The organism is Bacterioplanes sanyensis (assembly GCF_014652515.1).
GTDB lineage: Bacteria > Pseudomonadota > Gammaproteobacteria > Pseudomonadales > Oceanobacteraceae > Bacterioplanes > Bacterioplanes sanyensis.
Map to the genome: position 1 here is coordinate 15621 of NZ_BMYY01000002.1, position 12933 is coordinate 28553.

At 55.1% G+C, this 12933-nt stretch carries 10 protein-coding genes and 2 tRNA genes; 8 read left to right on the forward strand and 4 right to left on the reverse strand.

Going from position 1 to position 12933, the window contains the following annotated elements:
* Positions 1 to 218 precede the first annotated feature (218 nt).
* Positions 219 to 1208: an adenosine kinase gene (locus IE090_RS03115; protein ID WP_189386899.1), complete on the reverse strand. Its 990-nt coding sequence runs from the start codon at positions 1206 to 1208 to the stop codon at positions 219 to 221.
* A 62-nt stretch (positions 1209 to 1270) separates the two neighbouring features.
* On the opposite strand from IE090_RS03115, the gene IE090_RS03120 reads away from it, so the two are divergent.
* Positions 1271 to 2431 carry a potassium channel family protein gene (locus IE090_RS03120; protein WP_189386900.1) on the forward strand — a complete coding sequence of 387 codons (1161 nt, stop codon included), beginning with the start codon at positions 1271 to 1273 and terminating at the stop codon, positions 2429 to 2431.
* Here the strand turns inward: IE090_RS03120 and IE090_RS03125 are convergent.
* Both IE090_RS03125 and IE090_RS03130 read right to left on the reverse strand, forming a co-directional pair.
* Positions 2428 to 3801: an SMP-30/gluconolactonase/LRE family protein gene (locus IE090_RS03125; RefSeq protein WP_189386901.1), complete on the reverse strand. Its 1374-nt coding sequence runs from the start codon at positions 3799 to 3801 to the stop codon at positions 2428 to 2430. The two genes, IE090_RS03120 and IE090_RS03125, sit on opposite strands and share 4 nt — an antisense overlap.
* Before the next feature lie 110 nt (positions 3802 to 3911).
* On the reverse strand, positions 3912 to 5933 hold the full coding sequence (locus IE090_RS03130) for a TonB-dependent receptor (RefSeq protein WP_189386902.1): 2022 nt from the start codon (positions 5931 to 5933) through the stop codon (positions 3912 to 3914).
* A gap of 250 nt (positions 5934 to 6183) precedes the next feature.
* Between IE090_RS03130 and IE090_RS03135 the strand changes: the two genes are divergently transcribed.
* Positions 6184 to 7293, forward strand: coding sequence for a PepSY-associated TM helix domain-containing protein (locus IE090_RS03135; RefSeq protein WP_189386903.1), 1110 nt, complete (start codon positions 6184 to 6186; stop codon positions 7291 to 7293).
* Between the two features lie 24 nt (positions 7294 to 7317).
* Here the strand turns inward: IE090_RS03135 and IE090_RS03140 are convergent, their stop codons facing one another.
* The gene (locus IE090_RS03140) at positions 7318 to 8169 is read right to left on the reverse strand and encodes a substrate-binding periplasmic protein (protein WP_189386904.1); all 852 of its coding nucleotides are present in this window, start codon (positions 8167 to 8169) and stop codon (positions 7318 to 7320) included.
* A 120-nt stretch (positions 8170 to 8289) separates the two neighbouring features.
* Here IE090_RS03140 and birA point away from each other — a divergent pair, with 120 nt between their 5' ends.
* The 6 genes from birA (at position 8290) to tuf (ending at position 12282) form a co-directional block, all read left to right on the forward strand.
* Positions 8290 to 9246, forward strand: coding sequence for a bifunctional biotin--[acetyl-CoA-carboxylase] ligase/biotin operon repressor BirA (birA, locus tag IE090_RS03145; RefSeq protein WP_189386905.1), 957 nt, complete (start codon positions 8290 to 8292; stop codon positions 9244 to 9246).
* Entirely contained in the window at positions 9227 to 9955 is a 729-nt protein-coding gene (locus IE090_RS03150; RefSeq protein ID WP_189386906.1) for a type III pantothenate kinase, read from the forward strand. Before birA ends, IE090_RS03150 begins: the two co-directional genes overlap by 20 nt.
* Complete coding sequence (locus IE090_RS03155) at positions 9925 to 10593, forward strand: SPOR domain-containing protein (protein WP_189386907.1); 669 nt, start codon at positions 9925 to 9927, stop codon at positions 10591 to 10593. Before IE090_RS03150 ends, IE090_RS03155 begins: the two co-directional genes overlap by 31 nt.
* 210 nt (positions 10594 to 10803) lie before the next feature.
* Positions 10804 to 10877: transfer RNA gene (locus tag IE090_RS03160), tRNA-Gly, on the forward strand.
* A 10-nt stretch (positions 10878 to 10887) separates the two neighbouring features.
* A tRNA-Thr gene (locus IE090_RS03165) sits at positions 10888 to 10963 on the forward strand.
* 95 nt (positions 10964 to 11058) lie between these two features.
* A complete protein-coding gene (gene tuf, locus IE090_RS03170) occupies positions 11059 to 12282 on the forward strand; it encodes an elongation factor Tu (RefSeq protein WP_189386908.1) in 1224 nt (407 codons plus the stop codon).
* The last annotated feature ends 651 nt before the right edge of the window (positions 12283 to 12933 follow it).

Here is a 12933-nt window from a genome sequence, read left to right on the forward strand (position 1 = left end):
TTCTTAGGTCTGAGTGAAGGCGAAAAAAAGTGCCTTGTTAGCGTTGGCAAGTCTTGAATAATCGCTGCAGGCTTGTTATGTGGCTGACCTATGTCGGTTTCCACAGAATCTGTGGATAAATTTGGGGTTAAGTGTTTGGTAACTGGCTCCGAGGTAGGGTTTATCCGACGGAGCCTTGGGTTGATCAAAAAATAGCCAGGCTGCTCTGGGTATGGACTTTAGAGCACGTGTTTCAGCGGTGCGTGCTGTTCAGCCGACAGGCGCGGGCCAAACTGGCTGACCACAGTGGCTGACGCCAAGCTAGCCAGTCGACCGGCGGCCGCGGCATCGTAGCCATGTGTAATGGCGTACAAATAGGCGCCTGCAAACATATCACCAGCACCATTGCTGTCGACGGCGGTCACCGAGTGCGGCTCTATGCGATGGGCGTTTTCGCCATCCCAAATTAACGCGCCCTCAGCACCGCAAGTCACCACGACGTGCTTGGCCACTTGTTGCATTGCGGCTAGGGCAGCCTCGGTGCTGGTTTCGCCGCTGAACAGCTTGGCTTCTTGCTCGTTGCAGAACAACAAGTCGATGCCGTCGCCCAGCATTTCTACCAGCCCGTCTTTAAAGAACTGCACCATGGCGGGGTCTGAGAAGGTCATGGCCACTTTGACGCCATGCTTGCGTGCTAAGTCACGCACGGCAATGGCGGCTTGGCGTGAGGTGTCTGAAGTGACCAAGTAACCCTCTAAATAGGCGTATTGCGACTGTGCCAGGGCGGCTTCGTCGACATGATGGTCACGCAGTTCGGTGGAAATACCCAAATAGGTGTTCATGGTGCGTTCGGCATCTGGTGTGACCATCACCAGGCACTTGCCGGTGACGCCATCGTCACGCTCGCCATCCATATTGGTGTCGACGCCGGCGGCTTTGATATCGGCGACGAAAAAATCCCCAGTTTCATCATTGGCCACGCTGCAGGTGTAATACGCCTTGGCACCAAAGTAGGCGGCGGCAATGATGGTGTTGGCCGCACTGCCGCCACTGGCGCGTTTTTTCAGCCCATAGTCGGCATTTAAACGGGCTAGGTTGGTCTCCAGCTGCTCGGCGTCGATCAGTGTCATTAGACCTTTTTCGATGCCGGTGCGGGCGAAAAATGCGTCGTCGACTTCAAATTCTTTATCCACCAGCGCATTGCCGATGCCGTAAATGTGATAGCTCATGTGGGCCTCGTTGTGAATCAAAGTTGGCAGTGTACCAAAGCTAAGACGCGGTGATTCTGCTAATGAGCAATGTCGTCTATGATGCCGGCATGAACAAAGTCACTCGTTTTATTCGCCAGCGCCAGCGTGTGCGCCATGCGGTGTATCAAACCGATGCCAGTATCAAACGTGCGGTGATTCGCACCGCGTTGCTGTTACTGACGTTTATTTTATTGCACGCCGCTACCATGGTGTGGCTGGAAGGGTTGTCGCCTTGGCAAGCGCTGTGGCTGACCATGACCACGCTCACCACCGTCGGTTATGGCGACTTATCCGCACAAACCATGGCAGGCCAGCTGGCCACCATGAGTTTGATGTTTGTCTGCGGCATCACCTTGATGACGTTTTTAATCAGTGATTATGTCGACTTCCGCATTGCCCGGCGGGAGCGCATTCGCACCGGCAACTGGGATTGGAATATGGCCGAACACCTGCTGTTTATTAATGCTCCAAAATACAACCGAGAGGCGTATTTTTTGCGCCTGATCAGCCAGATTCGTGAAAGTGGCGAGTATGTCGATGCCCCCATTATGTTGCTGAACGAAGATTTCCCCGATGGTTTGCCCGACAGCTTGCGCCAGCTGGGGGTGGTGCATGTAACGGGCTTGGCCAGTCGAGAGGACGATTTACGCCGTGCCGGTGTCGATCGCGCCAGCCATATTATTGTGCTGGCACGTGATGAATATTCCGCCGACAGTGACAGCTACACCTTCGATGTGGCCTATCGCCTGTATCAGCGCCATTTGGGTCACCGAGTGATTGCCGAATGCGTCGACGATGGCAATCGCGAGCGCTTAAAACACTTGGATATTCGCTCAATTTTGCGGCCGATTCGCTCATACCCAGAGATTATTGTGCGCGCCATGGTGGCGCCTGGGGCTGAAGTGGTGATTGAAGATATGTTCACCCATGCCAATGACCACCCAGTGCGCTATCCGGTATGGCTGGAGGGCGAGCGTTGGGCCGATGTGGTCAATGCCGTGGTGCAAAGCAATTTGGGCACTCCGCTGGCCTACGTGACTAAAGAGGGGCATGTGGAGGCCCACCCTGACGGCGATCATGCCGTGCATGGGCAATCGTTAATTGTGTTGGTGCATACCGAAAACACCCCCACCATTCGCGCAGTGCAGCGCGCGGTGGAGGTGTACTTTAACCGCTATGCGGCGGATTACGACGGCGATTAATCCTCGTCGTCGCTGTGATCGTCGTCATGATCATGGTCGTGGTCATGATCATCGTCGTGGTCATGGTCGTCATCATGGTCATGGTCGTCATCAAAACCTACCCAGGCCAGTTTGCCCGGCGCCAATGGCAGTTCAATGTTGCTGACCGTCATGGTATCTAATGCCACCACTTTCACGGCATTCGCCAGCGTATCCGCGACATAAGCCACGGCTTGCTCGGCGCTGCTGGCGATGCTGATACGGGCGTGGCCTGTTGATGTTGGCACTTCATTCAAGACACTGACACTGCCGTGGTAAGCAAAGTTGGCATCGCCATCAAAGCGGTGCAAGGCGCCGTTGCTATCGAGGGCCAGCAAATGGTCGCCTTCGGCGCTGAAGTGGTAACTGACCAGTTCAGTCTCGGCGGCGCCAGACCAGTCCAATGGGCTGATGCTGCGCTGCTCCAGGTTCACCAGCCAAAGTGCTCCGCTGGCAATGCCTACCACCCGTTCGTCGTCATCGTCGCCATAGAAGCTGCCAATGCGGTTTTCGCCCATGGCGGCTGGGTTGGTAATTTTATGGGCCTCAAACTCGCCATCATGCTTGTGAACCAGTAGTACACCGTCGCTACAACCAAATACCGCACCGTACTCGGTTGCCAAGCTGCCGTGTAAATCTGGGCACTGAGTGTCGAAGCGGGTTTCAAAGTCGAAGTGATCGCCATGGGCATGATACAGCTCGACTTGCTGCGGCAGGCTGGAGCTGGCTTCTGGGGCGCGCCAGCTGACCAGTAAATGGTCATGCATCGGTTCGGCGGTGCCATGCATGGCGTTTTCCAGTGTTAAGGTCAACGGCTGGCCGCTGGCGATGCTGGCATCGGTGAACAGCTGCACGCTGGCGTTAACACCGCCTTCGCCGTCGCCGTCAAAGAACACGGCCATTTGGCCATCGTGGCGGGTGATGTGGGTGGGTTTTGTGCCTTCAAACACGGTGCTCAGCAACTGCGGTGCTTTGGCATAAGGATGCAGGTGGTCACCGTGGTCTTCGATGTATAAACCGCCATCAATCACTTGCACCTTGCCTTGATCCCGCTGTGGCAGCAAAGCATAGCGACCTTGCGGTGACGCGTAGACCGCGCTGGCGGTGTTCTCAAGCTGGAAGGTGTCCAGCACGCGGTTGCTGTCGAGGTCGTAGACCAGCGCTTGTGACTGATCGGCGGCGCTGATCACTAAGCGTCCTGGCAGGTCGGTCAACGACTGATCGACATCATGGCCGTGGTCATGGTCATGATCGTCGTCACTGCTACTGCTGCTGCCGCCACAGCCAGTCAGAGCGGCGGAAGCCAGCAACACGGCGAGCCAGGTGGCGGAACGGGAAAACGCTGTGGGCATGGTGTATCTCCTTGTTATAACGTAATTTTTTTGCTGAGAGCAGGCTGGCTAACATGCGTCGTTGGCAATGCCAGCCAGCTGGTTACTGGGTAAGCGCGGCGGTTGCGTCTTTACAGTTCGAGTTGCAGCGCCAGCGACCATTGGCGGCCAGGCAAGGGCGCGAACTCCTTTAAATAAGAGCTGTGCAGCTCGCCGCGGCTGTCGGTAAGGTTTTTGACCCCAAAGCGGTAATTGAAATCACCGAACTGCTGGCCAATATGCAGATTGAGCTGGGTAAAACCGTCGGACTCGTCTTCGGCCACCGCTACATGGCGTTGGGCGAAGGTATGCTCCAGCTCACTGCTGAGCTGCCAGTTGGCGGGCTGCCACTTGAGCCCGAAACGAACCGTAGCGGGAGGAATGCGAGGCAGATTGTTGCCACTGCGCAGTTGAGCGCGCACGCCATCGGCACTGGCATGCAGTTGCAGTGTGCTGTTGAGTTGGCCTTGCCAGCTGGCTTCAAAGCCGCGAAAACGGGCGTCTTCTTGCACATGGCGATAAACCGCGTTGCCGTGAAACGGGTCTTCTACGCTGAGGCGACGGTTGTAGATATAGTCTTGGTATTCGTACCAGTACAGCGCCAAGCGCAGTTGTTGCCTGTCGCTGTGATAGAGCCAGTTAAAGTCCAAACTATGGGCCGTTTCGACCTCCAGCTCGCCGTTATCGAGCTGAAACGAAAAGGTAGCGTGATGATCGCCATTCCACAGCATTTCTTCGGCATCGGGTGCGCGCTGGCTGCGCGCCAGGGTGATGGCGACGCGTTGCTGCGGTGTTAACCGCCAGGTCGCCGCGGCCGACAGTGCATGCGGGTTGAATTCACGTTGTTGGTAGTAGTCGCGCTCGCGCCGATAGCCGGGGGCGATGGGATCTTCATCGGCATCAATGCGACGCTGCTCCTGGCGCAAGCCCAGCTCAAACTGGCCGTGTTGCCAGGGGCGTTGGGCGACCCAATACAGGGCAATATCGCGTTTAACGGTGGTAGGCATGGGGGTGCTGTGGCCAAAATCGAGGCCGTAGCGGCTAAAAAAATCGTCGCCTTGCCTGCCATCCCAAGGCTCATTGCCATAGTCTGGAATGCCGCGACAGCCGCTATGGTCGTGGCACAGTTCAAGCGCCTGTTGACTAAACTGCACGCCGATATGGCCCTCCCAGCCCAGTAACGGCTGGTGGCCTACCTCTATTTGGCTTTGCCAGCTGCGCTTTAGAAACAGGCCTTCAATTTCGCTGCCATTGACTTCGTCATGGCGGTAGTCCTGATGGCTCAGCTGCCATTGCCATTCCGACAGCCAGTTAGAGTTAAGCCAGCCGCCGGCTTGCAGTTGATAATCTTGCTGCAGCGGACGCACTCGTGCCGGTTCGTCGTCTTCATTGGGTACGCCATAGTCGTAGCGCGTTTCTGCCAGGCTGACGCCGATATAGCGGCCGGGGGCCCAGAAGTAGGTCAGGCCTGCGCCCAGCTCATGGCTGTCGGTATCGCTGTTTTCGACCCGCTCACCGGCATGATAATCATCGTGGCGGCGACGCATGCCGTCGAGCTGTAGCTGCCATTGCTCATTGCCGGCGTTAAAACGGGCCGCAGCATCTCGACCTTGGTCACCACTGCTCAAGCGGCTGTTTAAGCGCAGGCTTTGCTGTGGCGAAGCAGACTGCGCAATGCGACCATTTTCGACTTTGACCACACCGCCAATGGCACCGCCACCATAGCGCAGTGCTGCTGGCCCTTGAATGACTTCTACGTTGTCGGCGGCGGCTAAATCCGTCATCGGGGCATGATCGGCGCTCATGGCGGAGACATCGCTGCTGTCCTGACCGTTCACCAAGAGTTTGACCCGACTGGCGCCTTGGCCACGAATCATGGGACGACCAACACCGGGCCCAAAGGAGGCATTGCTGACCCCGGGTAAGTTACTCAGTGCTTCGCCCAGGGTTTGTTGGCGGGCTTGCTCCAGCGCTTCTGGGTCGAGCATCAATACGGGCTGTGCTGTGTCAGTACGGGCCTGGGCGTCGCCAGTGACGACCACTTGCTCTAACTCTAGGGCGTGACCAGCTAGGGGAAAGCAAATGACGGGAGCGAGGCACAACAAACGGAACATATAGAAGGACTCAGTGGTAGCTTGGATGGTTGTAAGAGTAGTTACTTTATAACATTGGTAGCGATGTTATAAGATAACTTGGTGTTGGCGCAAGCGACAGCCTGTGCCGGTTGATCATAGCCACTCTTTTTATGCGGTTGTAAATAATTCGCATTAGTATTGATATTTGTGTGTAAACTCAATTAGCATGCGCGCCTAGCGTAGTGGTTTTCTGTGCTGTAACCACGGATTGATATTGACAGAGGGCATCATGGGCAAGCGCCGCTGGCTGTTTAAACTTCACACTTGGCTAGCATTGCTGGCGGCGCTGCCGCTGCTGATTAGCTGTTTAACCGGTGCGATTCTGGTCTTTAAATACGAGATCGACAGCCTGTTGCGGCCAGCGGCAGTGAACGTTGAGCAAGTGCTGGAGCAGCGCCAATCTTTGGATCAGCTGCGCAGCCTGGTACAGCAACGGTTTCCGCAACACGAAATCACCGGCTGGACGTTATTTCAATCACCTCAGCGCGCCGATGTGGTGTATTTGATTGCCCATGGCAGTAGCGATTGGCAGCACGTCTATGTGGATGCCTATCAAGGGCAGGTGTTGACCGAACCTGCTTTGGCGACGACGCACTTTACCGACTGGCTGCTGGAACTGCATTACCACCTATTGCTGGATTACACCGGGTTGCTGATTGCTGGCATTGCCTCGGCGGTATTAATGCTACTGGGCCTGACGGGGCTGTTTATTTATCGCCAGTTCTGGAAAAACCTGATGCGATTGCGCTGGCGGTCGGCACGCATGACGCTGTACGTCGATACCCACTCCAGCTTTGGCATGTTGCTGGCGCCAGTGATGATCATTGCCGGCTTTACCGGTGCTTATTGGAACTTTATTCACCTGGCGCAAGAGGGCTTAGTGCACGACGATCATGCTGAGCATATTGTGAAAGGGCCGATGTACGATCATTCGTTGTCGCTGCAGCAATTGCGCCAGCAAGCAGAAAGCAGCATCGACGGTTTCACCACGACTTATATTTCCTTGCCTTGGGCACCAGGGGCTCAGCTGACCTTTTATGGCGATGTGCAAGACACCCATTTGTTCACCAGCCAGTACGCCAGTAACGTCAGTTTTGATGCACGCTCGGGTCAGCGTCTTGCTGTGAGTGATATTCGCGACGCAGGCATTGGTCGGCGCATTGACGACAGCTTTCGGCGCTTGCACTTTGGCAACTTCGCCGGCTGGCTTTCGAAAGGCATTTGGGCTTTGGCTGGGCTGATGGTGCTGTGGTTAAGTTACAGCGGTCTGTACGTTTGGTGGGTGAAGCGCCGTACCCAGCAGAAGGCGAGGGCACGCAAGTTGGCGCTGGCTTCTTAAGACGCCCTTCGATTGCGACGTGAGTTATTCAGATTGCCCAAGCTCCAGCCATAAATGTGGTTGGTTTAACGGTGTCGCAGCCGGCAGCGTGGGGTTATCTAAGTTAAAAACTTGAGCGCTTTGGTAGCGTTGTAGAGGAAATACGTCCGTCAGTACTGGGTGTTGCTGGCGAAAGCGCTGCAGCTCGCCACTGATGGCCATGGCTTGCAGGCGCTGCTCCAGCTTTGCGGCCAGCTGTGGTCGTTTAGGAGTAACAAAAAAGTACATGGGAAAGGGATAGCTCAATATAACCGAATCAAGAGCAACCAGCTTGGGGTTATTCAGGCCGCGCAGCTCGGCATAAACCTCAGATAAAGCGCGAGGGAAATAGTCGCAGCGACCGGCTGCCAGCATGGTATACATTAGCTCGAAGCGCGCCACGCGGGTCACTTTAAAGCCGTTGTATTCAAGAATGTCGGAATCCGGCCAGTGGGCACCCTGACAAGCAATGAGTTGCTGCCAACCTTGGCGATCGAGCTGGCGGTAGTTTTGTTGATCGGCTTGTCGCACGACGGGGATGCGTTGCCCCAATAAACCACCAAATAAGGGTACGCGGATCACCAACAAATCTCGCTCACGCTGGATGTTGGTACCGGCCCAAAACACATCCACCCAGCCTTCGCGCAACCCTTGCAGTGCCCGTGCTTGTGCCACATATTCTGGCAGTTCCTGCAGTTGGTAGTCTTCTCCTTGCAACAGCTTTGCAAGCAGGTCGTAAAAGAAGCGATGACTGCCATCGGCTTCGCTGCGTTGGCTTTGCAGGATCAAGGTGTCGCTACTGGCTAGCGCGGGGAGCCAGCATAGCAGTATGGCCAGAGTCAGGCGGGTGAGCAGCATGGGTGTCATCGCTTTACTATAGAAACAAGACACCTGAGCGCCAATGTCTGGACCACTGCATTTAGCCTGTGGCTTTCTATCATCTGGCGTTCAGGTATATTCAGCGCCGGAGGTCACTTTATGCTGAATCAGATTTTACAACAGCTGGCCGATGGTGAATTTCACTCAGGTGAGTCACTGGGCGAAGCGCTGGGCGTGAGCCGTGCAGCGGTATGGAAGCAGCTGAAAAAGCTCGATGAGTTGGATATTCCCTATTCTTCCGTGAAGGGGAAGGGCTATCGCTTGCATGACGCCATCGAGTTGCTGGATGAGCAGCGCATTTTAGATGCGTTACAGCCGCGCCTGGATCGGCTGGATATTTTGCTGGATGTGCCATCCACCAATACCTATTTGTTTGATCGCGCGCGTGACTACATGGGCCAGCGCTACGCTGTGCTGGCGGAGAAGCAAAGCGGTGGCCGTGGTCGCCGCGGTCGTCGCTGGGTGAGCCCCTTCGGCAAAAACATTTATTTATCCTTGTTGGTGTCCTTTGCTGGCGGCTTGCAAGCACTGGAAGGCCTTAGCCTGGTGACTGCCATTGCTGTCGAACGGGCCTTGGTCAAACTCGGCATCAGCGATATTGGTTTGAAGTGGCCCAATGACGTGTATGCCAGCGGTAAAAAACTCGCCGGAATCTTGCTTGAAGTGACGGGCGAATATAACAGCCACTGCCAAGTGGTGATTGGCATTGGCCTTAACCTCGCCATGAGCGAGCAAGATGCGGCGGACATCGATCAGCCTTGGGCCGAACTGCGCAGCCTTAAACCTGGCTTATCACGCAACCAGGTGGCCAGTGCTTTGTTGGATGAGCTGCTGGCGGTGGTCGATGAGTTTCAACGCCATGGTTTTGAGCCGTTCCAGCAGTACTGGTGTGAACGCGATGTGTTTGCCGAGCGCGAGGTGCGTATTGTTGGTCCCAAACAAGAGCTGCAGGGTGTGGTTAAGGGCGTCAATCGCAAAGGTGAGTTGATGTTGCGTACGGAGCGCGGCATGGAAACCGTCACGGCAGGTGAAATCAGTGTCCGTGCTGCTGATTGATGCTGGCAATAGCCGGATAAAGTGGCGCTGGCAAGGACAAACCCACAGCTGCGGCTATGACGAGTTTGAGCAACAAGCTTGGCCAGATGCAGAGTATGCGCTGCTGGCCAGCGTGCGCGAAGTGGCTGAGCTGGAGCAATGGCTGCGCTCGCGGTATCGGCACTTTCAAGCCTTGCACGCGCCCTGTGCCAACTACCCAGACTTTCAGCATTGTTATGACAAGCCACAGCGTTTGGGAGTCGATCGTTGGTTGGCCATGTTGGGCGCGGCGGTCGTGGAGCCACTGCTGCAACCTAGCGTTGAGCAACAATGGCTGGTGATCGATGCTGGCACAGCATTAACGGTCGATTTGCTGCAACAGCGGGGGACACACTTGCAGCATTTAGGGGGCTATATTGTGCCTGGCCTGCAGTTGGCAAAGCAGGCTTTATTTGCCAGTACCGAGCGTGTGCGACATTACACAGATGAGGCGCTGGCCACGGATTTTTCCCCCGGAACCGATACACTAGGTTGTGTATCCGCCGGTGTTCGCTGTCAGCAGTTAGCGTTAGTGGATTTCCTGTGTCGCCAGTATCCAGCGGCAAGGCTGCTCATTACAGGCGGTGACGGACAATGGTTAGCACAGGCAAAGGGATGCCGCTATGTGGCGGATCTGGTATTTGATGGTATGGAACGAGTATGCGCTGGATCTTCTTTCTCTTGGTGTTAGGTAATTTGATGTTGCTGGCTTACTTTTGGCAGCAGCAACCGGCAGCGTCGGCGCCTGCTGTGCACGAGCTTAAAGTACAACGTGCTGATCAGCGCTTGCGCCTAGTGAGCGAAGCTCGCGCCGTGCTGTCGCCGCGTACACAGGCTGCATTGCCGGTTAAGCCTAAGCCGCGTTTATGTCAGGTGGCTGGGCCTTTCAGTGAGCAACAGTTGTTACAAGATGCGCAGGCACGAGCGACGGCGTTAGGCATTCGCTCACGAGTGAAACGCATTGAGGCGCAAACAGATACGCAGCGCGAATACTGGGTGCATGTGCCACCGCGCTCCAGTCGGGCAGAAGCGCGCAAAATACTGCGCCAGTTGCAGGCGCAGCGCATCGACAGCTACATCATTGGCCAGGGTGATTTGGCCGATGGCGTGTCGCTGGGCTTATTTCGCAACCAAAGCTCCGCCGAGAACCTGCAAGCGCGGGTTAAAGAGATGGGTATTGCGGTGGCCATTCGGGTGGTATCAGACAGCGAGCAAGAGCTGTGGTTGGAGTTAGAGGGCAACGACTTAGCCCCAGATTTACTGCAACGCATCAGTGCCGGAATGGACGCTGTTCGCTGGCAGCCACTGGCCTGCTCCTCGGCACAATGATGGGTATGCAGTTAGAAAACTCGCTAAGCCAATAAAAAATAAGAAAAAATTGTTGACAGCCCTCGAGGTGGTCGACATAATGCGCGCCAGTTCACGCGAAAGCTTCGCTGGTTCGAATCCAGCCCCCACCACCACTATTTAAAGTAGCGATCGGATTCGCTGCTGGAGTAGCCGGGCAGGCAAAGGCCACAGAACTTGGCTGCTAGGTAAGCGGGTATAGTTCAATGGTAGAACCTTAGCCTTCCAAGCTAATGATGCGGGTTCGATTCCCGCTACCCGCTCCATTTAAAATTCGCTGATATAGCTCAGTCGGTAGAGCGCATCCTTGGTAAGGATGAGGTCGGCAGTTCGAATCTGCCTATCAGCACCATAATTTAGTAAATACGAGAAAGGTGGACCATTGGTCTGCCTTTTTGTGTATGTGCGATTGAAAAACTGGTAACCACTGGCAGAAGAGACTGAGTCATGGCAAAGGAAACGTTTGAGCGCTCCAAACCCCACGTAAACGTAGGCACCATCGGTCACGTTGACCATGGTAAAACCACTCTGACTGCAGCGCTGACTCGCGTATGCTCAGAAGTATTTGGCGGTGCAGCCGTTGCGTTCGACGGTATCGACAACGCGCCTGAAGAAAAAGATCGTGGTATCACGATTTCAACCTCTCACGTTGAATACGAGTCAAACGATCGTCACTACGCGCACGTTGACTGCCCAGGGCACGCCGACTACGTGAAAAACATGATCACTGGTGCTGCTCAAATGGACGGCGCTATCTTGGTATGTGGTTCGACTGACGGCCCAATGCCTCAGACGCGTGAGCACATCCTGCTGTCTCGTCAGGTGGGTGTACCTTACATCGTTGTGTTCCTGAACAAAGCTGACCTGCTGGCTGAAGACTGTGGCGGTGCAGACTCTGAAGAATACGCAGAGATGCTGGAGTTGGTTGAAATGGAACTGCGTGACCTGCTGTCTGAATACGACTTCCCAGGTGACGACACGCCAATCATCCCAGGTTCTGCTCTGATGGCGCTGAACGGCGAAGATGAAAACGAAATGGGTACTACCGCTGTTAAGAAGCTGGTAGAAGCGCTGGATTCTTACATTCCTGAGCCAGAGCGTGCGATCGACGGTGACTTCATTATGCCGATCGAAGACGTATTCTCGATTCAAGGCCGTGGTACTGTTGTTACCGGTCGTGTTGAGCGCGGTATCGTTAAGACTGGCGAAGAAATCGAAATCGTCGGCATCAAAGAAACCACCAAGACGACTTGTACTGGTGTTGAGATGTTCCGCAAGATTCTGGACGAAGGCCGTGCAGGTGAGAACGTTGGTGTTCTGCTGCGTGGTACTAAGCGTGACGAAGTTGAGCGTGGTCAGGTTCTGGCGAAGCCAGGTTCGATCACTCCTCACACTCAGTTCGAATCTGAAGTATATGTACTGGGCAAAGACGAAGGTGGCCGTCACACGCCATTCTTCAAAGGCTACCGTCCACAGTTCTACTTCCGTACTACTGACGTGACTGGTGCTGTTGAGCTGCCAGAAGGCGTTGAAATGGTAATGCCAGGCGACAACGTTGCACTGCGCGTTAGCCTGATCGCACCGATTGCAATGGATGAAGGTCTGCGCTTCGCGATCCGCGAAGGTGGCCGTACCGTTGGTGCTGGTGTTGTTGCTAAGATCATTGAGTAATCTGCTTGGAGCAGATTTCGACCACCGAAGGTTGGCCCTGACGTAAGGAAGGGCGAGGGCATGGATAGCCCGAGCAGTAATCTGTTTGGAGCAGATTTCGACCACCAGAGGTTGGCCCTGACGTAAGGAAGGGCGAGGGCATGGATAGCCCGAGCAGTAATCTAGTAGCTAGCAAAAAAGCCGGACAATGTCCGGCTTTTTTGTGCCTGAAATATGTATCAAGGTACGGTCAGCTGAGCGGATCGCTAGCCGTGACTGTTTTGCAGGAGCAAAAACAGCACGACCGCAGGGAGCCCGAAGGGTGAGTGTCAGGACGACACGAGTAATAGTGGCCGTACCGTTGGTGCTGGTGTTGTTGCTAAGATTATTGAGTAATCTGCTTGGAGCAGATTTCGACCACCGAAGGTTGGCCCTGACGTAAGGAAGGGTGAGGGCATGGATAGCCCGAGCAATAATCTGACTGGATCAGATTATGACTACCAGAGGTTGGCCCTGACGTAAGGAAGGGTGAGGGCATGGATAGCCCGAGCAGTAATCTGCTTGGAGCAGATTTCGACCACCGGAGGTTGGCCCTGACGTAAGGAAGGGTGAGGGCATGGATAGCCCGAGCAGTAATCTAGTAGCTAGCAAAAAAGCCGGACAATGTCCGGC

Coding starts and splice junctions, on each gene's coding strand:
- birA (WP_189386905.1), top strand. CDS start 8,290: ATGCTGAATCAGATTTTACAACAGCTGGCCGATGGTGAATTTCACTCA.
- IE090_RS03115 (WP_189386899.1), bottom strand. CDS start 1,208: ATGAGCTATCACATTTACGGCATCGGCAATGCGCTGGTGGATAAAGAA.
- IE090_RS03125 (WP_189386901.1), bottom strand. CDS start 3,801: ATGCCCACAGCGTTTTCCCGTTCCGCCACCTGGCTCGCCGTGTTGCTG.
- tuf (WP_189386908.1), top strand. CDS start 11,059: ATGGCAAAGGAAACGTTTGAGCGCTCCAAACCCCACGTAAACGTAGGC.
- IE090_RS03155 (WP_189386907.1), top strand. CDS start 9,925: ATGCGCTGGATCTTCTTTCTCTTGGTGTTAGGTAATTTGATGTTGCTG.
- IE090_RS03135 (WP_189386903.1), top strand. CDS start 6,184: ATGGGCAAGCGCCGCTGGCTGTTTAAACTTCACACTTGGCTAGCATTG.
- IE090_RS03120 (WP_189386900.1), top strand. CDS start 1,271: ATGAGCAATGTCGTCTATGATGCCGGCATGAACAAAGTCACTCGTTTT.
- IE090_RS03130 (WP_189386902.1), bottom strand. CDS start 5,933: ATGTTCCGTTTGTTGTGCCTCGCTCCCGTCATTTGCTTTCCCCTAGCT.
- IE090_RS03140 (WP_189386904.1), bottom strand. CDS start 8,169: ATGCTGCTCACCCGCCTGACTCTGGCCATACTGCTATGCTGGCTCCCC.